This window comes from Halomonas sp. AOP7-B1-5 (assembly GCF_052353045.1).
Lineage (GTDB): Bacteria > Pseudomonadota > Gammaproteobacteria > Pseudomonadales > Halomonadaceae > Vreelandella > Vreelandella colorata.
The window spans coordinates 51191-75107 of the sequence record NZ_JBQTDC010000015.1 but is presented as its reverse complement, the minus strand read 5'-3'; the positions used below and the strand labels follow the sequence as shown (position 1 = coordinate 75107).

The following is a 23917-nucleotide window of genomic DNA, read 5'->3' as shown; positions in this document are numbered from 1 at the left end:
CGTAAAGTAAGGCCGCCAACGGGCGGCCTTACTCTATCCTGCTTGGTACACTTGATACCTATCTATCGCTTTTACCCACATAGGAAGCGGTTATGTTCTATATCAAACGTAACGCCCAAGGTGAGGTTGTCATGCTCAGTAATGAGCCGACGCCTGAGTGCAGTGAAACACTATCGCCTGATTCGCCGGAGGTGATGGCTTTTTTGGCCACGCAAAGTGGTCAGTCGGCGCAATTTGTGGCTTCTGACCTGGCATTTGTACGCGTCGTGGAAGACATTCTTGCAGTGCTGCTAGAAAAGGGGATTATCTCGTTTACGGATCTGCCCATTCCTGCCCAGCAAAAGATCATGGAGCGTAAATCGCTTCGGGCAAAGAGCGGGGTAGGCCTGTTAAGCGACGACGACACTATTTAGAGCGTCGCCGCTTGAACTTGTGTGCTTCAGCAGATTAAAGACGCACGCCTGGGCCGGTAACGCCATCCATGCCGCTTAAGAAAGTGTGCATTAACTCCTGCGGCTCAGTGACACCTTCCGCGATAACCTGAATTCCCAGCGAATGACACAGTGTCGCCATCCCCCGCACGATGGTCTGTTGCTCATGGGAAGTATCCAATCCACGAATCAAACTGCTGTCTATTTTTAGATAAGACAGCCCCACATCATGCAAGTCGGCGAGTTTAGTAAAGTCTGCGCCAACATGCTCGATGCCGAACTGGCAGCCCAAAGGACGTAAGGTGTTACATAGCCCACGCAATCCGGTTAATGCGGTTGTGTTTAACGTAGCCGGCACTTCAAAGCAAAGCTTGGTTGCCAGTAAAGGAGCGTCTTCAAGCAGTGCCCGCAGCTCCGTAACAAACTGCGCGTTGGTAATCGAGGCAATCGAGAGGTTAATACCTAGCCGCTGTTCGCTGTTTTCTGCCAACTGGGCCAGTGCGGCCTTCACCACAGCGAGATCAAGCCTGGGCTCTAATTCAAACCGTGTTACCCACGGGATGAACACACCGGCGGTCTGCCACTGTTCGCCTAACGCTAATCGGGCCGGACACTCATAGTGAATCACTTGGTTCTGAGCATCGACTACCGGGAAATAAGCTAGTTGTGGGCCTTGTAGGATGGCCTTATCTAAGGCGTTGCGCCACTCCGTGTGGGTATTGAATAGGGCATGGCGTTGATGATGACGAATGACAATACGCTGATAAGCGCTGTCACTTTCCGCTTCGGCCAAGGCATCATCCAGGGCCGCTAATAAAAGGCCACGCTGGTCGTTCGCAGCGTAGGGCGTAATCGCGGCGGGTAAACCTACATCGTTTGCCAGTGCTGCCGTATTATTTAGCGCTTGCTGTAGCGCTGTTTTTAGCGTCTCGACATCGTCTGCCAGGGGTATCAGTAACGCAAAGTCGCTACCGTTTAAACGGCCAATCAGCGGCGCTTCACTTGCTGTATCCAGGGCCGCCAGCTGCACCACAAGCGTACGCAGTAAATGGTCGGTTGCCTGATGGCCTAAGCGCTCATTGAGCTTATCCAGCTCACTGACGCGTACCATTATCATTAAACCACTGGCACGCGCTTCATCGCTTTCCAGTAAGGCACTTAATCGGCCCATAAATACATCACGGCTTAGCGCATCTGTGACAGGGTCATGCTGCAAGCGGCGACGTAGTTCATCAAGCTTCTGGCTTTCACTGTTGAGCATTTGACGTACGTTAGCAGACAGCTGGTTCATGGCTTGCGCCAGGTGGCGCAATTCCAGGGTGCGGGGTTCGCTAATGGTGGTAAAGCGCTGCGCACTAATATCCTGAGCTTGGGCTACCACACGATTAAGCGGACGCTGGATACCACGTACGATGGCCATAGCCAATGCAAAGCTAATGGCTCCAGCGAGAAGAAACCAGCCTACTAATTCTAATGTGCTGCGCCATAGGGCGTCATAGGCAAAACTATGTTGGCTCTCAAGCTCCAGCGTACCAAACTGGCGCCAGCCGTCTTGCACGGTTGCTACGCCGCTGGGCACGTCAAAGTCAATCAACTGCCGAAACCACTGCGGCACACTGCCCTGATAGCTTTCCGCTGTACGTTCAATCAATACGCTATCGTCAGTACCGCGCAAGGTGATTCGCCGGTAGTAGCCGGTATCAAACTGTGCGGCAACGAGAAGCTCTAAAATAACCGTGTCTTTATCAAGCTGGCTCATGGAGAGCGCAAGTGCGGTGGCATTGTCTGAATTTTTAATGCGCACTTCTTGCTCAATATAGTCGCGACTAGAGGTGATACTAACCGCTAAACTACCGATAAATGACAGCAGCAGCAGCGCAATAATCGCAAGCCAGAGCTGTTTGATCAGTGACATGGTGCCTAATGACTTCTTTCCTGGTGACAGAGTGTCTAGAGACATAGTGCCTAATCCTTATTAGATGAAGCCTTGTGATTGCATGCGCTCAAGTACGCCACGCCAGCGCGATAGCCTGGCCAGCGGGTCTGCACGCGACTCAGACGAGCCGCCGGCCCACAGCCCTTCGCTGTTAAAACTGAAAAGTGGGTCAAGGTCGGAGCGCTGCGAGGCGGGCGTGATAGACGGTGCAATGTTATCCAGTACCAGCGGTTCAGCATTAGGCGTCGAATAATAACCTAAGACCATGTGGGCTTGGGTGATCTGGCTGCGTCCAATACGAGCACGCACGTAGATCATTCGCAGCCGTTCACCCGGTACCCCAAGTTGTTTGAGCGTTATGTATTTGGCAATGGAGTAATCCTCGCAATCTCCACGGCCATTGCCCATTGCTTCAAGAGGAGTCGCCCAGTAGTCCTCCTCCCCCCACACCACCATATCGTCAACCCAGCGGATGCGGCGGTTAAAGAAATCGTTGACTTCACGCAGCTGCATTTGGACATCCTGGCCGCGCAGGCGCTCCAGCATGGCAAACCATTCTTCAAGCACGGCAAGGCCTGCCTGACCATAAGCTTGCTGCATGCTTTGGCGTAAGCGTTGGGGGTCAAATGCCACTGCAGGCGTTGGGTGAATGCCTAAACCCGAACCCAATAGCAAAGCGCCAGCAGTTGCTAGGAACTGTCGGCGAGAAAGCTTGAAAGGGGAAGGATTAAAAGGCGCGGGCATGAGTCGCCATCATCACAAAAGGGTATGCTAAGACTACAAGCTGCCGCGATTAAGTTCTACATTTGCTTAATGATAAATAACTACTCCGCTGATGCTTGGTAGATATTGTCTAGAAGCGGTTCCAGCTCAGGCCACACGTTATCTAAAATAATTGGCTGGGCATCGGCGGTTGGGTGGATCCCATCACTTTGCATGAGCGCCTGATTAAGCGCGATATCTTCCAATAAAAAGGGCACTAGCGGCACGTCATACTCTTCTGCCAGGGAGTAGTAAACGCCGGTAAATGCATCCCGATAGGCCTGGCCGTAGTTGGGAGGAATATCAATCCCCAGCAATAACACTTGGGCATCGGCTTCCTGGCTTTGCTCAATCATGCGGGCTAGATTGTCGCGCATCTGAGTAGGCGCAAGGCCCCGCAGACCATCGTTGCCACCCAGCTCCAGCAAGACAATATTGGGCTGTTGCTTGGTTAGAATATCGCTAAACCGCTGCAAGCCGCCGGAGGTGGTTTCGCCGCTGATACTGGCATTGGCCACCGTTGCCTGGTCGCTCAAGCGCTTTTCTAAAAGCGTTACCCACCCCTGGTCATTCTCCAGGCCGTAAGCCGCGCTCAAGCTGTCGCCCATGACCAATACGATTGGGCGCTCGTTTGCGTTGATAGTTGGGGCACTTAAGGTGACTATCAGAACCACCAGTCCGCCGGTTACCATGCGGTTAAGTTTATGCCATGCCACAGGGATGCTTCGCTTCATGCCTCACTCCTCGGATCAATCTACACAGTCTTCCACCGCTGGTATCTCATCGCAAGCGGTGAGCCAACCCAACACCGGCTCTCTAACAAGCGGCAAGGTTCCCGCGACTCCCGTGAGCCGACCTGTTCTTCAGGCAGATAAGCTAACCAAAACGGTTACCAGCGGTGAGCGTAAGCTCGCTATTTTAAATCAGCTGTCGTTAAGCGTAGCGGCGGGCGAGAGCGTTGCAATACTAGGTAAAAGCGGGGCGGGTAAATCAACCCTGCTGGGCCTATTGGCCGGCCTTGATACACCCAGTGACGGCGAGCTCATACTGTTCGGTCAGCCGCTTAGCCGGTTGGATGAAGATGGCCGTGCCGCATTAAGGGCTGGACGAGTAGGCTTTGTCTTCCAGAATTTCCAGCTGCTGCCTACGCTAAGCGCCCTGGAAAACGTGCTGCTGCCGCTGGAGCTTTCGCCACGTGCAGGAGAAGACCACACTGCACAGGCTTGGCTGGCGAAGGTGGGCCTGGGGGAGCGGGTGGATCATCTGCCCAAGCAGCTTTCCGGCGGTGAGCAGCAGCGGGTAGCCATTGCCCGGGCGTTTGTCACCGATCCCAAACTGGTGTTTGCCGATGAGCCAACCGGTAATCTGGACCCCGACACCGGGGCTCAGATTATTGATTTGCTGTTCACCCTTAATCGGGAAGCTGGCACAACGCTTATTCTGGTCACCCATGACCATGCCTTGGCACGCCGTTGTGATCGTTGCCTGCAACTCGCCCAGGGCCAGCTTTTGCCCTTGGATCCCAATACGGTGGGAGGCGGGCAATGAGTGATATTCCCTGGCGATTGGCCGCAAGAAGCCTAAAGCGCGATTTGCGCTCTGCCGATGTGCGTGCGCTCTTTGTCGCGCTGGTGCTCGCCGTGGCCGCTTCCACCATGATTGCCTTTTTTCTCGACCGCCTGGAGCGTGGTCTTGAACGCCAGGCAGGGCAAATGCTGGGAGGGGATTTAGTACTTGAACAGCGAAGCCCCTTTTCAGACGAGCTGCGCAATACCTTGCAGGCGGCTGGTTTTGCGCTAAGTGATCAGGTCGATCTGGTATCCATGATCAGCCTTGGCGAGCGCTTTCAACCTGCAAGCCTTAAAGCGGTCGATGATATTTATCCGCATTATGGCGTTTCATACGTGGACGTAGGCAATGGTGCTGAGCCCTTGGCCCGAGGTCCATTTGCGGGAGAGGCGTGGGTAGACCCGCGCTTGGCCCAGTTGATTGAAATAGAGCTGGGCGACCGTGTTCAGGTTGGCCAAACCGAGTTAACGGTTAGCGGTATTGTTGAGCGAGAAGCTGACCAATCCGGCGGGTTTGGTAATTTTAATCCCCGCTTGATGCTCAATACGGCAGACCTTGAGGCTACGGGGCTTGTGCAGGAGGGCTCTCGAGTCGAGTTTGAACTACTGGCGGCAGGTCCGCCGCAAGCGCTGGATCAAGTGCAAGGCCTGTTGGCGGAACTGCGTCGCGCAGGTGTTGACGTTCGCGACGTACGCGTGGACCGGCCACAGCTGGGTAATGCGTTACAGCGGGCCGAGCGCTACCTGGGGCTAGCGGGGTTGGCGGCCGTTTTACTGGCTGGCGTCGCGGTGGCCATGTCGGCGCGGCGTTATGTCGAGCGCCACCTGGATACAGCCGCGTTGCTACGCTGCTTTGGCGCGAGTCAACAGCAGCTTATGGTGCTGTTTAGCCTTCAGCTGATCGGCCTTGCCTTGGTGGCATCGGTGATTGGCGCGTTACTGGGCTTGGCCGGTCAGGCAATTCTGCTGCGTCTTTTGGTTAGCTTTTTACCCATGACGCTGCCACCGCCAGGAGTGACGCCGCTCTGGTTAGGGATATTAACCGCACTGGCGGTACTGGTAGGGTTTGCCGGGCCAACGCTTTTGCGTATTAAGCGGGTTAGTGCCCTTAAAGTGTTGCGCCGTGAGCTGGACCCCTTGCCGCCCTCGGCTTGGCTTGTGGCGGGCGTGGCGGCTAGCGTGTTTGGTGGCTTGCTATGGCTTTATTCAGGCAGCCTGCCCTTAGCAATCTCGCTATTATTGGGCGGTGGTGTGCTGCTGGCAGTGCTGTGGGGCGTTAGTGCGCTGTTACTTAATGGTATTTTGCATGGCGTAAAGAAGCTAGCCGGCGGTGGAGAGTGGGCGCAGGCGCTTCGTTTGGGCGCGCGTCAATTAGCACGTCGCCGCCAAGCAGGTGTCGGTCAGCTCTTGGCGTTTTCAGTAACGTTTTTTGCCATGGCAATGATTGTGCTGGTGCGTGGTGATCTTCTTTCGACTTGGCAGTCGCAATTGCCAGACGATACACCTAATTACTTTGCGATAAATATCCAGCCCGCTGAGCGCGACCCTTTTGAACAGGCCGTGGCTCCGCGCGTGGATACGCAAAGCACGCTTTACCCGATGGTACGCGGGCGGATTACGGCGATAAACGATCAGGCGCCAATGGAGGCCGTACCCGAGGATGCCAGGGGCGATGGTTCTCTGAGACGCGAACTCAACCTTACCTGGCAGGCTGAGCTGCCAGAAGGCAATCAGGTAGTCGCCGGGGATTGGTTTACACGACAAGAAAGCGTGCCTGCTGAGCCGCAAGGCTGGTTGGGCGCCGTGGATGCTACTCCGCAGCCTGATATAGTGCCTATTTCCATGGAAGAGGAGCTAGCGAGTCGATTAGGGCTAGCGCTCAACGATACCTTAACCTTCTCCATAGGTGGCGATGAGCTAACAACGCGCATTACCAGCTTGCGCAGTCTTAACTGGGACAGCTTCAAGCCTAACTTCTTTGTGATTTTCCCGCCCGGCGTGTTGGAGCAGTTTGGCCATAGCTATATCACCGCCTTCCATTTACCCGATGATGAGGAAGGGCTAATACGTCAGTTGGTAAGTGATTTCCCAGGAGTATCGTTACTCAACGTTGATGCGATTTTAGGCCAAGTGCGTGATGTGTTGGCTCAAGTGACGCGGGCAATAGAGCTTGTACTGATGCTAGTTCTACTCGCCGGAATCAGCGTACTTTACGCCGCCTTAACCGCAAGTCAGCCCATTCGTGCCCATGAAAGTGGCTTGTTGCGTGTCTTTGGTGCGGGTAATCGAATGATTTCCCGTATTCAAGGCGCAGAATACGCACTGCTTGGCTTTACCAGCGGCTTAATGGGCGCCGCACTTGCGGAGGTGGCAACCGCCGCACTTTACATTTACTGGCTCGACTTGACGCCGCGACTGCACATCACCTTATGGCTGGCGTTACCGTTTGGAGGCGCGCTACTGATCGGCATCATCGGCCATGCGCTCTCACGCGGGCTACGCCGCCAAGCACCCGCAGCCAGTTTAGGTTTGTTAGGAGAAGCCTAGATAAATCGCTGGCTGAAGCCTGCTCCCACAAGGCCGGGGCAGGTTTCGAAACATCTCTGTTGGCTTAAACGGGCTTCTATCATCTCAAGATGCACCTACTATTTAGTGGCTTTGAGAGCTTGAATTAACCTTGTGGGAGCCCAGTTCCACTGGGCGAAGGAGGCCGACGGCCTCCCTCCCTGGTTAAGGCCACCCCCTTCGCTAGCTGAAACCTGCTCCCAGAGCCTCAATGGGCTTTGGCGCTTTTCTTTTGACTAAAATCTGTTCTCATAACGCTTTTGACCTCTGTGCTTCAATTGATAATATCCTATGCTAATTAAATTAAGCATTTGGGGACGGTATGCAAGAAAGTTATCGGCTTAGGAGAGGGAGGCTCTCGCTAGAAAATGCCTATTACTTAATAACGATCACCACGCAAAACCGCTATCCTGCCTTTACTAGTTTTCAGGCCGCTTGCTGTGCCTCCAGATGCTTTTACCAGCCTCGCGTTCAAGAGCTTGCAACAACAATTTCATTTGTTGTGATGCCTGATCATGTCCACTGGCTTATTCAGCTTAATGAGCGGCTCCCAGAAGCTGTTCGCCGCTATAAAAGCTACGTTTCGTTGGGGCTGGGGGAAAGCGCTTGGCAACGAGGTTTTCATGATCGAATGATTCGTCAGGAAGAATCATTAAGAGATGTAGCAAGATACATAGTAGGTAATCCTTTAAGAGCGAATTTAGTGCAGGATATAAATCATTACAGTTATTGGGATGCGGTCTGGCTTTGATCTGACATCATGAATATGGGCTTCGTGGAAGCCCAAGTCATTGCTGGTCTGCCATAGTTCATCAGCTCCTATAGTCTATTTGCCACCAAATTCAGATTAACCTTGTGGGAGCCCAGTTCCACTGGGCGGAGGAGGCCGACGGCCTCCCTCCCCAGTTAAGGCCAACCCCTTCGCTGGCTGAAGCCTGCTCCCACAAGGCCGGGGCAGGTTTCAAAGCATCTCTGCTGGCTTAAACGGGCTTCTATCATCTCAAGATGCACCTACTATTGAGTGGCTTTGAGAGCTTGAATTAACCTTGTGGGAGCCCAGTTCTACTGGGCGAAGGAGGCCAACGGCCTCCCTGGTTAAGGCCAACCCCTTCGCTGGCTGAAGTCTGCTCCCACAAAGTAGGGGCAGGTTTCAAAGCAAATCTGTTGGCTTAAACGGGCTTCTATCATCACAGGATGTACCTACTGTTTAGTGGCTTTGATAGCTTGAATTAACCTTGTGGGAGCCCAGTTCTACTGGGCGAAGGAGGCCGTCGGCCTCCCTGGTTAAGGCCAACCCCTTCGCTGGCTGAAGCCTGCTCCCACAAGGCCGGAGCAGGTTTCAAAGCATCTCTGCTGGCTTAAACGGGCTTCTATCATCTCAAGATGCACCTACTATTTAGTGGCTTTGAGAGCTTGAATTAACCTTGTGGGAGCCCAGTTCCACTGGGCGAAGGAGGCCAACGGCCTCCCTTAGTGGCTGCACCACCCAACCCCATTCCTGTTTGAGGCCTGTTTTTACCATTAACCGGCAGGGTGTATCTTGAGTGCGCTGATCGCCATGAGCGGCATTCATGCAGTACCTGACGCTGATGCGATGAAAGTCGCGTCCGGCTGCGTTATGATAGCGGCCTGATTTCTTCCATGATCGATCCTTATCTACGAGGTTTCCCGCCAATGTTCAGCCGCGATATGACAATTGCCGGATTTGATGATGCGCTGTTTGATGCCATGCAGAAAGAAGTGGCTCGCCAAGAAGCTCACATTGAGTTAATTGCTTCTGAAAACTACGCAAGTCCGCGCGTAATGGAAGCGCAAGGCAGCCAGCTGACCAACAAATACGCTGAAGGCTATCCTGGCAAGCGCTACTATGGCGGCTGCGAGTTTGTAGATATCGCTGAAAACCTCGCGATTGACTACGCCAAAGAGCTGTTCGGCGCGACCTACGTTAACGTGCAGCCGCACTCAGGTTCACAGGCCAATAGCGCCGTGTTTTTAGCGTTGGTTAAGCCGGGCGACACCATTTTAGGTATGAGCCTGGATGCTGGTGGCCATCTGACTCACGGTGCCAAACCCAATTTCTCTGGCAAGCAGTATAATGCGGTTCAGTATGGCCTAAATGAGCAGGGCTTGATTGATTATGATCAGGTGGCCAAGCTTGCCCGTGAGCACAAGCCTAAAATGATTATTGCTGGTTTCTCAGCCTATTCGCAGGTGATTGACTGGGCCAAGTTCCGCGAAATCGCTGACGAAGTAGGCGCTTACCTGCTGGTGGATATGGCCCACGTAGCGGGTCTGGTCGCGGCAGGCGTTTATCCAAGCCCCTTGCCCCATGCTCACGTTGTTACCTCAACGACTCATAAAACGCTGCGCGGTCCGCGTAGTGGCGTGATTCTGTCGGCAGAAGATGATGCCGACATTGAGAAAAAGCTGCAGTCTGCCGTATTCCCCGGTGGTCAGGGCGGCCCGTTGATGCATGCGATTGCGGCAAAAGCGATCTGTTTTAAAGAAGCTATGGCGCCTGAGTTCAAAGCCTACCAGCAGCAGGTCGTTAAAAACGCCAAGGTGATGGCGGGCGTGTTTATGGAGCGTGGTTTTGATATCGTTTCCGGCGGTACCGAAGATCACCTGTTCCTGCTCTCATTAATCAAGCAGGGCGTAACCGGTAAAGATGCCGATGCGGCATTAGGCCGTGCGCATATCACCGTTAACAAAAACGCTGTGCCTAACGATCCGCAAAGCCCGTTTGTCACCTCAGGTCTGCGTATCGGTACGCCAGCGGTAACTACGCGTGGTTTCGGTGAAGAAGAGTGCCGTCAGCTGGCAGGTTGGATCAGTGACATTCTGGATGTGCTGGCCAAAGGCGAAGACACCAGCGCTATTGAAGCCCAAGTGGCCGAGAAAGTGGCAGAAGTTTGCGGCCGCTTCCCGGTTTATAAGTAAGCCATTAGCGTTATATCGGACAGATAGTTCTCCGGCTATGGATAGCCGCAACGCGCGGGAGGCCCTAAAGGCCTCCCGTGTTTTGCTTTTTCAGATCAAACTTTTAAGACGAAAAGCGATTAATCTAAGCAAGAGCAGCGAGGCTAGCCAAGCTTTTCTGAACCAGGGCAGAGGCTTGCGCCTGCGAGTCTGATTCACAGTAGCAGCGCAGTTCTGGGGCATTGCCAGACGGGCGCAAATGCACAATATCGTTGTTTTCCAGCGTTGCGCGTAAGCCATCGATAGTATTCACCGCTTTAATCGGCGCTGCCAATCCCAAGGCTTCCTGCATCTTTTCAGGAGCTGATTGCCACTTTGCTAACAGGGCATTGCTCTGCTGGGTAGGAAAATCCTTGAGTCGGTCACTGGCGGTGTACCGTAATGGAAGGCCGCTAAATAGCTGCGACAGTCTCATACCGCGTTGGGCTGCTGCTATCATCAAGGTCAATGCAGGTAAAAGCGCATCACGCGTAGGCAGCGCCGCCAGTTCACGGTTATCAGCTTTTAGATCACTGCCTAACAAGAAACCGCCGTTTGCCTCAAACCCCGCAACGCTATCAAACTGCTTGTTGAGCGCTGCCATACTGGCTAATACATAGGGCGAGCCAATGCGGGTCCGCTCAATCTGTCTAAACGCCCCGCATGCCTCAATGGCAGTATTACAGCTTACCGGCACCGCCAATGCTTCAATCTTCAGCGCTTGTGCACACAGTAAACCCACCACGTCGCCACGCTGCCAAGTACCTGTCTCATCGCCGACCAGGGGCCTGTCGCCGTCACCGTCGGTGGATAATAATGCATGTAACTGATGCTGTTTTGCCCAAGCGCGGCCCTTTGCCTGATCTTCTTCGCTGACTGCTTCAGTATCCACAGGAACAAAGGTTTCGCTACGGCCGAGTACAACGACATCGGCACCCAACTCGGTCAATATATGAGCATTTAAATCGCGCCCGGCAGCTGAGTGTTGATATAGCCCTATACGCCAACCTTTTAGCGGCTCTCCGATAAACCACGAAGTAAAGTGTCGAGCGTATGTTTCGTTGGCGGCATCCGAAACATCGTTGCGTACTGGGAGTATCTCTGCAGGCATCGGCGTAGTTGACCTTAATATAGCGGTTTCATCCTGCTTGGTAATTTCGCCATCAGGGCGGTAGAACTTAATTCCGTTTCGGTCGAAGGGGATATGACTACCGGTGATCATTATGCAGGGAATGCCATCAGTCATGGCCTGCAACGCAAGCGCAGGAGTAGGCAGCACGCCATAGTCATCAACCTCGATACCCATGGCGTGGGCGGCGCCAGTACACGCTGCTACCATGGCTGGACTGCTGGGACGGCGGTCCATACCGATTGCAATCCGTTTAACGTCAAAGCTCGACTGCATGGCGGAAAGAAACGCTACGCTAAATGCGGCACATACTTCGTCAGTAAACTGCTCTACCAGCCCCCGTGCGCCGCTGGTACCGAAGGCGATGCCGCTGTCAGCAATAATGACCGCTGCTAAACGTGTTGAACTCAACGTGTTTCTCCAAGGTTAAAAGCAGATGTGATGAGTAAGCGTATAAGTTTATGCAATGAATTTAACACGCTGTAAAGCCGGGGCCATGCATTACCTGTGTTTGGGGCGCTATTCGAGGCATAAAAAATGGCCTCCGTAAGCGGAGACCATCGATAACGAACGTTTCGATACTGTTTAGATTGCAAGTACTGTTTAGATTACAAGTACGGTTTAGATCTCTGCCGCACTTAGGTTTAAACCCACCAGAATAGGGTCATGGTCAGAGCTGCGAAATGGATCTGGCGCGTATAAGTTTTCAACTTGGCGCTCTGTGGTGTACTCAGTGTTGTAATCGAGTGCGGTAGCTTCATCTGAGTTGATATGCCAGGTCGTGGTGCCGGTAACCTGCTTGGCAAGAGACTCGCTTGCCAACGCATGATCCAGCGACCCCCAGAAACCATCAAAGACGTAGCTATAATCGTCATCAAGTAGCTCAAACCCTGCGTCTTTCAGTGCCGTAATGGGGTCTTCCATGGCATAAGCATTCAGGTCACCCAGGATGAGGACGTCCTGATCATCACTTCCAGTGGGGTTGCTTTCCAGCCACGCGAGTAGCTCTTTCGCCGCCTCAACGCGGGTGGGGTTGTTATTACCCTGGCCATCGCCAATGTCGGCTTCGCCGTTGACCACGCTGCCCTTGGATTTAAAGTGATTTACAACCACGGAGAACTGTTCACCGTTTTCATTTTCGAAGGTTTGCATCACCGGGGCACGGTTAGCCATTGAGAAGGCGCCATCGGTTTTGGTAACGGCATCGCCTTTTGGCGAAACAGCTTGGCTGTTGTAGATAACGCCCACCGCAATGGCATCACTCCCCGGGCTTACGATATTGCCTTCAGTATCCTTGGGTGTGCTGTAAGCCCATGTGATGCCATCAAGACCTTTCATTTGCGCATCGGCATTCAAGGCATTAACAAGGGCGGCAATGGCGCTATCTTCCCCGAAGCCATTGTTTTCAACTTCCATCAGGCCCACGACATCGGCACCGCTGGTATTGATGGCGTTAACGATCTTGGCTTCCTGGCGGGCAAATTCATCAGCGCTGTTGGCGCCACGCGGTGAATGTTCCGTGCCATCAATAGTCGTTGTTTTATTGCCATTCTCATCCAACGTATTGAAATAGTTAAGTACGTTGAATGATGCAACCTTGATTTCAGCATCGCCTAACGCATCCACATCGGGTGTGGCGGGGCGCTCAGGGCCGTAAAAATCTAAGCTATCGACGTTTTGTACTTTCCATTCGCCAAAACTGAAGTCCAATATGCCTTCCAGGGTATCCAGCATATCGCCACCGCGTAGCGGGTTGGTGGCCGAGAGTTCTTCACCGTTACGGCCATAGATAATCGGGTCGGGGTTCTGCGATGAGTTGGCATCATCGATCTTGATCGTGCGGGCTTCTGCATCCTTAAGCCAGTCGCTATACCCTTCCACGCTAGGCGCATTGACCTCAGAGAACTGCTCAAGCCGTCCGCCAGCAGAAAGTGTTACTTCACCATAACGCCCCAGCTCATAAAGTTCGGTGACCACTAATGGCTGGCCGTCCAAGGCCTCAATAGCGATGCGCATGCCTTCAAAAGCTTCAATCCCCTGCTTATTGCCGAAAGGCAGCTTGATGACTTTGCTTTGAGGCAGCGGCTGTTCGCGGGCCAAAATATCCAGACTTGATTGATCCGCGGTTAACTGAGTCTTTTCAAAGTACTCAGAAACATTCCCACTGATACGGATCTGATCACCGGCGGCAAGTTGCTCGAGCCACGCGCTGCTGCCGCTTCCGGTATAAACAAAGATACCTTCAGAGGTCAGCGGGTTATCGTCGTTGTCTTCGTCTTCCTCCTGTAGGAAGAAGCCATCCATGCCGGGCGTCACCATGGTAACGATCGCTTCTAGCGTGACGTTCTCACCATCTAGCGCGCTGGTGCCACCTTCACCCTGAACCGTCGAGATCAGCGTAATCTCAGGCTCTGGCTTAATTGCAACGCCCGGAGAGGCGAGGGCGGGCATGTCACCGTTATCGCCCCCAGCAGCAGAAGAGCTAGCCGCGCCTTCTTCATCTGCCTGGGTGAATGCCTGGCGGTCTACGTTCCACGAAGCGGCGTCGTTTTTCGACGTGTCGGGGTAGGCTTCAAAAGCGACTTTGTTGCCATCAATACGCGGGTCGCCTTGCCAGAGAGTCACTGCGTCGCCACCGCTGCCCAACCCGGCGGCATTGTCGGCAAAGCCAATGTTAAGGCTATCGATGTTACTCATGTTGCTCCAGGCCTCGCGGAACTGGGCCACGGCATCAATACCGCCATCCACGATCACGATGGCGGATTCGCCCGGTGCCAGCGTGGTGAGGCCTTCGATAAGCACGGCATCTTGCGGGTTGGCGCTGTCGTCATCGTAGTAGAGCGGGGATTCAGTAAAGTCCAGAGTGTCACCAGAGCGATTGGTGATTTCAAACCAGTCTTCGGTAATATCCGCCCCCGCTTGGCCTGGCCAGATCTCGGTGATGGCCAGGCCAATGTCGCTTTCGCCCGGCACATAAGGCGCTTCCATCGTGCCGATACGAAATGCCGTTATTGCATTATCAGGCAGGGCGCTGTGTTCGAATGTCCAGTTGTCGGGATTGCCAATCGCTGCCAGAAGCGCATCGGCGGTGCCGTAGCCATCGGCAGTAAAGGCCGCATTACGCGCGCTGCCGACGGCAATGGCCGTCGTGCCATTTTCAAGGCCCGGCGGCAGGGCAGAGTTATTGGAGTTTGTTGCCGTTTCCTGCCACTCGCTGCTATTGGTTTGAATAGCATAGATAAACGTAGGATCTGTATCTTCGCCCACAAACGCGATGACCTGATCACCGCCCACAGCAAGGTTGAAGCTGCCATTACCTACCGCGGCGCTGTTGGCATCAGAGAACTGGTCGGCGTTTTGAGTGTGAGAAATTACCGTGCCTGGGGCAACACCGCCAGCAGGCGCTGTCCACTTCACCGCACCTTCATTGGCTCGGAAACCATCACCTGTCCAGCCGGAATCCGTGAAGGTAATTCCCGCCCCTTCGGCGATACCGTGTAACACCACAAACTGAAACTCTTTTTCGCTGCCGCTAACGGCCGTTACCGCTATATCGCCTGGGCGGGGTGCCATATCCGGCAATGCGGCAAAAGCAATGTCGGTGCCAATAAACTGCTGCTGGCTATCCGGGAGATCCTTTGAAGCGCGACCATCATCAAACCAATCAACCGTGCCGCTATCAAAAAGTACGCTGGCCGAAATGCCCGCATCGCTCATTTTTACATCGAAAAGCGCTTCGGGTTTCGCGGTGAGCGCATTCGGAATGGTATTGAGATCGATACCCTCAATTTCACGAACGGCGTGGTGGCCGTCCCAGAAGTAGAGCCCGAAACCAGCGTCGTCGCCATCGTCTACTGGGCCTGCCAGAATCAGGTAGCCCTCATCGCCGGCTTGCTCAATGGCGCGTACGGCTCGGCCGTCAAGGTCCAGACGCAGGGGCTCGCCGAAAGACGCCTGTGCAACGCTACCATTGACCAGATCGATAGCATTGGTCACCGGTAGCAGTTGGGCGAAGCCATCATCTAGCGGCGCCCGCAGGCCAAGATAAAGGGTATCGTTGATAAACACGGCACCTTCAACGTTTATCCCTAACTCGAGTTTTAGTGCGTTTTCGCCTAACCCGTGCCCGTTGCTGGCATCCCAGTTGGTTAGCTGTTCGGCGAGGTCGGTAAACTGACCGGTTACGTTGATATTAAAGGTGTCAGCGCTGTCGCCTGTAATCTCAGTGGAAAAAATCATTGAGCGCTGACCGCTCTCATGGGAACCCACCCAGTACTGTTTATCCTGATAGGTTGCAACCGCTTCCAGGTCAACTTCCTGAGTATCGTTTAACCCCAGCGCCCCATTAAGGTCGGCTTCTAACAGCGGCGTACCGCCCGCTTCACGGTCGAAAAGGCGCAAGATCTGGTCTTCATCATCGGCTACCAGCATTAATCGCCCATCAATCGCGATAGCGGCAGAAGCGTCCGAGGCACCCTGGTAGTAGCGCTCACCCAGAGAAAAGTCTGGTTTAGGCGTAGGCTCTAGCTCGGGTTGTTCGGGCTCTGGTTGTTCGGGCTCTGGTTGTTCGGGCTCGGGTTGTTCGGGCTCGGGTTGTTCGAGCCCAGGTTGCTCGGGGGCTTCGCTTTCCAGTTGTTCAATGTACTGGTTTAGTAGCGATGCCTTATCACTATCGGCAGTATCCGTGAATCTGCTCAGTAGAGAGGTCAGTGTACGGGCAGGCTGTTGTTCAATTCCCTCGTCGCTATTGATAAATTCTTCAACGACCTCTGCATGAGTAAGCCCAGCATCCAACATATTCATCCAGTAGCTAGCACCGTCAGCATCTGGATTGCGGTTAAGTACGCCGTTATATAGCTGTGTTAACCAAGAAGCATGATCTTTGTTAGCTAGGGTTTCTGTGAATTCGACAGAGTTTTTAAAATTATTAGCAATATCTTGGAGTGCGACACCGCTGCGGTATTCCGACGCCCAGTATGCTAGGCCTTCCGGGTCAGCAGGGCGCAGTAAATGAGTGCTATAGAGCTCTACAATGGGTTGAATAAAGTCTTTAAATTCATCGCTCGCCAAAAATTCTTCAGCAATACCTATGGTGTCAATCTCACCGTTATTTTGTGCGTCTACCCAATAGCTTAAGCCCTCTTCATCAGGTTCTCGCAGTAATAAATCACGATACAAAGACGTAACAAGTTGTAGGTTTGTCATGCTGCTAATCCTTTTGGGGATAAGGTTGTTGAGTGACAGAAAAAAAGAAACTACTCATACAAGATGGCAATTAAATGACTGTTTGTTTGAAGCTAGATATTCATTTTCTTTTTTTACCTTTGCGCTGTGGCAGAAAAAATCGCAGCGGCGCTGAAAATGGATGTGATTTTTCTTAGCAAAATAATCGATTCTTAAAAACGTCATCTTCTCGTCATTGTTGGTGATTACGCTGTTTTTCAGCGGTTTTCACTAATGATTAAAAAAAAGGGTTCATTATGAGTAATTACCAACTTCAGCTACTGCATGCAGCCGATATGGAAGGAGGGGGCGGGGATTTGCTTAATGCCCCGAACTTTATTTCTATTGTCGATCATCTGGAAGATCAGTACGTCAACTCTCTTTTTATAAGTTCGGGTGATTTAGTGTTACCTGGCCCTTACTTAAGCGCTGCCTCTGAGGCTAGTTTGCAAGCTGCTTTTCAAACAGCAGTTGAGGATGTTTACGGTTTAGAATCAGGCTCAATGAGTGGTATCACTGCCGCCTCAGGGCGGGTTGAGTCCCTGTTGATGGACTTGGTCAATGCAGCCGCGGTTACTCTAGGCAATCATGAGTTTGATCTTGGAACCGGCCTGATTGCCGACATGCTTGCGCCTGTAGTGGATGGTGAAAACGCATCGGATGTGGCATGGCTCGGTGCGCAGTTCCCTTATATTTCTGCAAATCTTGATTTCTCTGGCGATGCGGCCCTAAGTGGCTTAGCCACTAACGAGATTTTCTCTCACGAGGCTTTCCAGACAACCCTGGAAGAGGTATTAGCTGGCGCGAATAAGCCCAAGCTAGCTCCCGCGGTGATTGCTGAGCGGGGAGGTGAGCAAATTGGGATTATCGGTGTTACCACGCAAATTCTTGAAAGTATTTCGTCGATCGGTGGTGTGGACGTACTTTCAGGTGGCAGCAACGATATGCAAGCCCTGGCGAATATCATTCAGCCTGTGATTGATGATCTTGAAGCCCAGGGCGTTAATAAAATCATTCTCAGTGCGCATCTCCAGCAAATTCAGTTCGAAGAAGAACTGGCAACCCTGCTGGATGGAGTCGATATTATTATTGCGGGTGGTTCAGATTCGCTATTGGCCAATGAGGCAGACATTGAACGCGGGCTATTCCCCGGTGCCGGTGAGCCTTATGACACCTACCCGATTCTTACTAAAGATGCTTCTGGCAATGACGTTGTTGTCGTTAATACCGATGCCGGTTGGCGCTACGTCGCACAGCTAGTTGTTGATTTTGACGAGAATGGCCATATTATCGCCGATTCTATCGAGCAGGACACATCGGGCGTGTTTGCTTCGACTGATGAACAGGTTGAAGCGCTATGGGGTAGCCTGGAAGCCGCTTTTGCTGAAGGCACCAAAGGGCAAATTGCCCAGGATTTAGTCGGCGCAGTAGGTGATTTTGTGGCCGATCAGGATGGAAATATCCTGGGTCTTACAGACGTTTATCTGGTGGGTGAGCGTGGTGCTGTGCGTACCGAAGAGACCAACCTGGGAAACCTGACGGCTGATGCCAATCTTTGGTATGCCCGCCAGCTTGATGATGAGGTAATGGTTTCGTTCAAAAATGGTGGCGGTATCCGCGAGGCCATTGGTGATGTAGTCGTCCAAGGTGGCGACAGCGCACCTAGCTACCAGGCCCCGTCTGGTAATTCTGCGATTGGCAAGCCTGAAGGCGGTGTTTCTCAGCTAGATGCCGCTTCCGCCTTGCGGTTCAATAATGATTTGGCCATTTTGACTCTTTCACGCGGTACGCTATTGGACGTACTTGAGCATGCGGTAGCCGCTGCTGCACCGAATATAACAGCTGGTCAGTTTGCTCAGGTGGGTGGCATACAGTACAGCTATGATTGGAGTCTGCCAGCCGGCGAGCGCATTCAAAACGCCATTATTGTTAACGAAGAGGGTGGCGTGCACGATGTATTGGCTGCGAATGGTCGTTTAGTTGGAAGCGCAGAGGAAACGGTTAAAGTAGTTACGCTAGGGTTTATGGCAGATGGCGGTGATGGCTACCCGCTAGAAAATCGCTATATTGATCGCATTGATCTAGTGGATAGCTATGATCTAGAAGGCAAGTTTGACTTTGCTGAAAAAGGCACAGAGCAAGACGCTTTTGCCGAATATATGGGGGCCATGTTCAGTGAAACCCCTTTCAGCGAAGCCGAAACGTCTGCCAGTGAGGATCTGCGCATTCAGAATCTTGCGATACGTGATGATGCCGTATTCAGTAACCCTGTTGATCCACTATTACGGTTGTATAATGCTGCTTTTGATCGCGAGGCTGATGGTAAGGGGCTGGGCTACTGGCTTGATGTGAACCAATCAGCAAGTCTTAGCGATATTGCCGAAAACTTAATCTTGTCAGATGAGTTTACCGAGCAGTACAACGATATTCAAAATGATGCCTTTATTGAACTAATGTATTCGAACGTGCTCGAAAGACAAGCGGACTTAGCAGGCAAGCAATATTGGCTTAGTGAACTAGACAGCGGTGCAGATAAAGCTGCTGTAATGATTGGTTTTACCGAGTCCGACGAAAGCCTGTTGCTGTTCGGGTAATAGTTTCTATGGCCTTGTAGTAGAAAGGTTATAGACATTCCAGTTTGGCATTACTAAGTTCCCATAACGCCCCTACCCCTGGCAGGGGCGTTTCTGTTATGCTGCCGCGATTAATCTTCGCGTGACTTCTTTGATTCAACGGTGACCCCTCCATGGCAAAGCAACAGGAAGCGACGGATCTGCAGCGTGCACTCCGCGCTTGTAAAGGTTCGTTTGTATCGGTGGGCTTTTTCAGTATGTTTGTTAATCTGCTGATGCTCGTACCCCCGATGTATATGCTCCAGGTTTATGATCGCGTACTAACCACGCAAAGCTTCGATACTCTGGTTATGCTCACACTGGTTGTCGTATTTCTTTTTATGGTGATGGGAGGGTTGGAGCTTGTAAGGTCTCGGATGCTGGTACGTATCGGTAACCGATTAGATACAACTATCAATCATCGCCTGTACAGCGCCATGTTCCGGCGCAGCCTAGTCGCTCAAGGGACTCCGAGCGCTCAGCCATTAAGCGACTTAACGAGTTTGCGTCAATTTTTAACGGGCAACGGGCTGTTTGCCTTTTTTGATGCGCCTTGGGTGCCTATCTATCTTGGTATTTTGTTTATTTTTCATCCTTGGCTAGGTGTCTTTGCTACATGTGCGGGCATCATTTTATTCGTACTTGCCTTGGTAAATGAAAAATCAACAAAAGGCCTGTTAGCAGAAGCCAACAGTGAGCAAATTCAGGCGCAAAATCTTGCCAACTCCAATTTAAGAAACGCTGAAGTGCTACATGCTATGGGGATGCTACCTGGCATCATGGGACGCTGGTCAAAGCGCCACCATGAGTTTTTGGCCAAACAGTCCCAGGCAAGTGATCGTGCGGGCGCGTTAACCAATACGTCCAAAGTGATGCGCTTATTGTTTCAGTCGCTGATTCTTGGCCTGGGCGCGCTTCTGGTGCTTAATGGTGATATGACCCCAGGCATGATGATTGCAGGCTCCATCCTGATGGGGCGTGCGCTGGCGCCAATTGACCAGATGATCGGCGGTTGGAAAGGTTTTGTCGCGGCGCGAGGTGCCTATAGCCGCTTGAATGATTTGCTTACCCAAATACCCGATGATCAACGCCGTATGTCGTTACCGGCTCCTAAAGGTATCATTGATATTGAAAACGTCGCTGCGGCGCCTCCGGGCGCGCGTATGGCAACCATTCGAGGTATTAATTTTAGCGTGGACAAGGGCGAGCATGTCGGCATTATTGGTCCTAGTGCGGCCGGTAAATCCACATTGGCTCGTGTGCTGTTAGGTATATGGCCAACCCAAGTTGGCGATGTTCGTCTTGATGGCGGTGAGATCAATCAGTATAACCGTGATGAACTAGGCCCTTATATTGGCTATTTGCCACAAGATATTGAATTGTTTGATGGCTCTATCAGTGAAAACATTGCCAGATTTGGCAATATAGATCCTGAAAAAGTGGTTTTAGCGGCGAAAAAAGCTGGCGTACACGAGATGGTGTTAGAGCTTTCAAACGGTTATGACACCGTAATATCTTCTACCAGCGGGGCTCTTTCCGGTGGCCAGCGTCAGCGACTCGGCTTGGCGCGAGCGCTGTATGGAAACCCTGTTTTAGTCGTGTTAGATGAACCCAATGCCAACTTGGATGACGCAGGTGAACGTGCGCTAGGCCAGGCGATCTCCCATTTGAAAGCTGAAGGTACAACGCTGTTTGTCATTAGTCATCGTACTAGCGTGCTGAAGTCCATGGATAAATTATTGGTCATGAAAGAAGGCCAAGTAAGTATGTTTGGCCCTAGAGACCAAGTGCTTGCCCAGTTTGCTAAAAAATCGCGCCCACAAGTAGGCCAGCAAAGTTCAGCTCGCCTTTCCGCTATTTCCGGTGGTCGTAGTGGCGGCAGTGAGGAGTCGTAATATGAGCAAGCATAAAGATCAACTTCCTGCGAAAAACGAAATTGATGTAACCCCTCAGGGACCGGCCACTATTGATGGTGAGGCCCAGGAAGTGTTGCCCACCAGCGATAAGGGCTATCGCAAGCTGGGTTATGCGATTTTAATTATTGCGCTAGGCGGCTTCATATTATGGTCGGTGACCGCCTCTTTGGCCGTTGCCGTTGTCGCACCAGGCAATGTATCGATGGAGTCATTCAAGCGCACCGTTCAGCATCTTGAAGGCGGCATCGTGCGCGAACTGCTGGTCTCTGACGGTGACCAGGTAGAAGCCGGCCAGCCGCTGGTGGTACTGAGCGACACCCAAGTGCGTTCACAGCTGGAAATTGCCCAGTCTCAGTATTACATCAATCGGGCAATGGAAGCGCGTTTGCTGGCAGAACAGCAAGGGGCAGAGCTGCTAGAAATGCCCGAAGAGCTCAGTTCTGTAGATAACGAGCGTGTTCAGCAAGTGACCGCCGTGCAGCAAGGCCTCTTTCAGGCCCGCCGCCAGTCGCTTATCAGTACCATGGAAGCTATGGATGAGCAGATCGTTCAGATGCAAGAGCAGATTGATGGTCTGGAGTCCCGCCGTCGGGTCAATAACCAGCGCATCAGCTCGCTGCGCTCTGAAGCCGAAGACTTCCGTTCGCTCTACCGTGAAGGGCTGGGTGATAACCAGCGCCTGCGTGAGCTTGAGCGCCAGATTCTGCAATACGAAGGTGACAATGCTGAGTTCCAGGCCAATATGGCTCAGCTGCGTTCGCAGATAAGCGAAAACCGCATGCAAAAAGAGACTACTCAGCAGGAGTTTCAGGCTGAAGTGGGTGAGCAGTTGCGTAACGCTCAGTCGCAGATCGCCGAAGCGGAAGAGCGTATCACTTCGCTGACCGACCAAGTGAATCGGACCGTGGTAAGCGCGCCTGTCTCTGGTACCATCGTAGGCCAGCAGGTGCATACCGTTGGCGCGGTGATCCGCCCAGGCGATCCCATCATGGACGTTGTACCTTCCAATGACGGGTTCGTGGTCGAAGCCCGCGTGCCCACGCGCGATATCGATAACCTGTTTTTGGGCCAGCTCGCCGAAATTCGTTTCTCCGCGTTCAACCAGCGCCTGACGAATATCATCGATGGCGAAATTATCCATATTAGTGCCGATAGCTTTGAAGATGAAGCAACCGGCCAGCGCTATTACAAGACGCGCATTCGCGTCACGGAATCTGGGCGCGAAGATATGACCGAACAGATGCAGTTGCTGTCCGGCATGCCAGCCGAAGTGATGATTCGTACGGGTGAGCGTACCTTTGCCAGCTACATTGCCAAGCCTGTTACCGATATGCTGGCTCGCGCTATCCGGGAGGACTAATGACACGGATGCCACGCTTTACTTTAAGTGCGCTGACCATTGCGGTTGCTTTATTCAGCCATGTAGCATTCTCGCAAAGCGACGTGCCGGTTGATCAGCAGTCATTGAACGAATTCGAAGCGCTGACCGATGCCACCGGTGAGCCCGGAACGCTGCCCTCTTTGCCAGGCCTGTTCGTTCGTGCCTTGGAGCACGACTCGGATCTGTCACGCCAGCGGTTTGAGCTTGAAGCCACGCGCGAAGAAATTCCCATGGCGCGCTCACGGTTGTTGCCCCAGGTGACCGCTACGGGCGGATACTTGTGGCAAGACTCAACCAATGTTCAAACGGTTGAAGAGATAGATGAGTTTGGTAACACCCAGCGGCCTGGTGAGATAGACGAAACGTACTGGCAAATCCAGCTCCAGCAGCCGCTCTTTAGTCTTGAGCGTTGGCGTAGCGTCGATGTAGCAGGCGCCCAGGTAAGCGCTGCTGAGCTTCAGTTAGCCGTGATCGAGCAAGAACTTGCAATGCAAGTCAGCGAAGCGTACATAAAAGCTTATTTGGCGGCTCAGCGTTCAGGCTTGCTGGAAGCCCAGCAGGAATCGCTTGATTTGCAGGTGCGCCAGGCAAGTCGCGCTTTTGATCTGGGCGTGGGAAACCGCGTTGATCTGCTTGAGGCTCAATCCCGTTATGATCAGGCTGTTTCAGACGCTGTAGAAGCAGAAAACGAACTGGACAATGCGCTTAGTGAGCTGGAACGCCTGACAGGCGTGATGCCTTCTTTCAAAAGCAGCTCGCCGGGCGAGCTATCCAGCGTAACGCTAAATGACGAGATTGGTGATGTCGAGCAATGGCTGGCGCGTACAGGACAAAACCTGAGTGTTCTGCTTGCAACTGAACAACAGAAAATTGCCCAGGCAGATACCGGTGTAAGGCGCGCTGGCTACTATCCGGAGCTTAACCTGAACCTCAGCTACTCCGACCGCAGTAGTGATGATCCAGTGCGTGAAAGTGAGGACTACCGAGCTGGCGTTGAGCTGAGCGTGCCTATTTATCGCGGTGGTTATACTAATGCCAGCGTGCGCCAGGGTGAAAGACGCATTGAAGCAGGTCAGGCTACGGTTGATAATGAACGCAACTTGGCAATACAGGAAGTTCGCCGCCGCATTCGTGCACTGAATGGCGGCCAGCGTCGGTTGGAAGCTCTAAATCAGGCAATTGCCTCAGGGCAGCTATTTCTGGAGGCGGCAGAAAAAGGAGAGCAACTAGGTCTACGTGATCTGGTGGATGTCCTGGATGCTCGCGCAAGCTTCTACGACCAGCGTATTCAGTATGTCGATACGGTAGGTAATTATGCTCTGGACATGCTGGCGCTGCATTCCGCCGTGGGCGGTCTGGAGGGTCAAGACTTGGATCGCATCATGGCGCTATTGGCCTCGATGTCTACGTCCGTACAGGTAGCCCGGTAATCAGCA

14 protein-coding genes are annotated in these 23917 nt (G+C 52.7%); 9 read left to right on the top strand and 5 right to left on the bottom strand.

Annotation, left to right across the window (positions count from 1 at the left end; all coding sequences use genetic code 11):
* Positions 1-92: 92 nt before the first annotated feature.
* Positions 93-413, top strand: coding sequence for a tryptophan synthase subunit beta like protein (locus ACT3XD_RS09630; RefSeq protein WP_192539722.1), 321 nt, complete (start codon positions 93-95; stop codon positions 411-413).
* Positions 414-447: 34 nt separating this feature from the next.
* Here ACT3XD_RS09630 and ACT3XD_RS09625 read toward each other — a convergent pair whose 3' ends face one another.
* The 3 genes from ACT3XD_RS09625 to ACT3XD_RS09615 form a co-directional block, all read right to left on the bottom strand.
* Positions 448-2346 carry a bifunctional diguanylate cyclase/phosphodiesterase gene (locus ACT3XD_RS09625; protein WP_192539727.1) on the bottom strand — a complete coding sequence of 633 codons (1899 nt, stop codon included), beginning with the start codon at positions 2344-2346 and terminating at the stop codon, positions 448-450.
* Positions 2347-2406: 60 nt separating this feature from the next.
* Positions 2407-3111 (bottom strand): transglutaminase-like cysteine peptidase, encoded by a 705-nt coding sequence (locus ACT3XD_RS09620; RefSeq protein ID WP_192539723.1) that lies wholly within the window; start codon positions 3109-3111, stop codon positions 2407-2409.
* An 80-nt stretch (positions 3112-3191) separates the two neighbouring features.
* Positions 3192-3863 (bottom strand): arylesterase, encoded by a 672-nt coding sequence (locus tag ACT3XD_RS09615; protein WP_192539724.1) that lies wholly within the window; start codon positions 3861-3863, stop codon positions 3192-3194.
* Here ACT3XD_RS09615 and ACT3XD_RS09610 point away from each other — a divergent pair.
* From ACT3XD_RS09610 to glyA, 4 genes are all read left to right on the top strand, one after another.
* Positions 3862-4677, top strand: a complete 816-nt coding sequence (locus ACT3XD_RS09610) for an ABC transporter ATP-binding protein (RefSeq protein WP_225736344.1) — start codon at positions 3862-3864, stop codon at positions 4675-4677. The two genes, ACT3XD_RS09615 and ACT3XD_RS09610, sit on opposite strands and share 2 nt — an antisense overlap.
* On the top strand, positions 4674-7244 hold the full coding sequence (locus tag ACT3XD_RS09605) for an ABC transporter permease (RefSeq protein WP_444280555.1): 2571 nt from the start codon (positions 4674-4676) through the stop codon (positions 7242-7244). The genes ACT3XD_RS09610 and ACT3XD_RS09605 overlap by 4 nt, the downstream gene beginning before the upstream one ends.
* Before the next feature lie 340 nt (positions 7245-7584).
* Positions 7585-8013 carry an REP-associated tyrosine transposase gene (locus tag ACT3XD_RS09600; protein ID WP_192539726.1) on the top strand — a complete coding sequence of 143 codons (429 nt, stop codon included), beginning with the start codon at positions 7585-7587 and terminating at the stop codon, positions 8011-8013.
* A gap of 923 nt (positions 8014-8936) precedes the next feature.
* Positions 8937-10202 carry a serine hydroxymethyltransferase gene (glyA, locus tag ACT3XD_RS09595; protein WP_192538862.1) on the top strand — a complete coding sequence of 422 codons (1266 nt, stop codon included), beginning with the start codon at positions 8937-8939 and terminating at the stop codon, positions 10200-10202.
* Between the two features lie 124 nt (positions 10203-10326).
* Here the strand turns inward: glyA and ACT3XD_RS09590 are convergent, their stop codons facing one another.
* Both ACT3XD_RS09590 and ACT3XD_RS09585 read right to left on the bottom strand, forming a co-directional pair.
* Positions 10327-11760 carry a phosphomannomutase gene (locus tag ACT3XD_RS09590; protein ID WP_192538861.1) on the bottom strand — a complete coding sequence of 478 codons (1434 nt, stop codon included), beginning with the start codon at positions 11758-11760 and terminating at the stop codon, positions 10327-10329.
* A 210-nt stretch (positions 11761-11970) separates the two neighbouring features.
* Entirely contained in the window at positions 11971-16554 is a 4584-nt protein-coding gene (locus tag ACT3XD_RS09585; RefSeq protein ID WP_192538860.1) for an ExeM/NucH family extracellular endonuclease, read from the bottom strand.
* Positions 16555-16829: 275 nt separating this feature from the next.
* Here ACT3XD_RS09585 and ACT3XD_RS09580 point away from each other — a divergent pair, with 275 nt between their 5' ends.
* The 4 genes from ACT3XD_RS09580 to ACT3XD_RS09565 all read left to right on the top strand — a co-directional run bounded on the left by ACT3XD_RS09580 (position 16830) and on the right by ACT3XD_RS09565 (position 23911).
* Entirely contained in the window at positions 16830-19166 is a 2337-nt protein-coding gene (locus tag ACT3XD_RS09580; RefSeq protein WP_192538859.1) for a DUF4214 domain-containing protein, read from the top strand.
* A gap of 152 nt (positions 19167-19318) precedes the next feature.
* A complete protein-coding gene (locus tag ACT3XD_RS09575) occupies positions 19319-21079 on the top strand; it encodes a type I secretion system permease/ATPase (protein ID WP_192538858.1) in 1761 nt (586 codons plus the stop codon).
* A gap of 1 nt (position 21080) precedes the next feature.
* Complete coding sequence (locus tag ACT3XD_RS09570) at positions 21081-22460, top strand: HlyD family type I secretion periplasmic adaptor subunit (protein ID WP_192538857.1); 1380 nt, start codon at positions 21081-21083, stop codon at positions 22458-22460.
* Positions 22460-23911 (top strand): TolC family outer membrane protein, encoded by a 1452-nt coding sequence (locus tag ACT3XD_RS09565; protein ID WP_192538856.1) that lies wholly within the window; start codon positions 22460-22462, stop codon positions 23909-23911. Before ACT3XD_RS09570 ends, ACT3XD_RS09565 begins: the two co-directional genes overlap by 1 nt.
* Positions 23912-23917 lie beyond the last annotated feature (6 nt).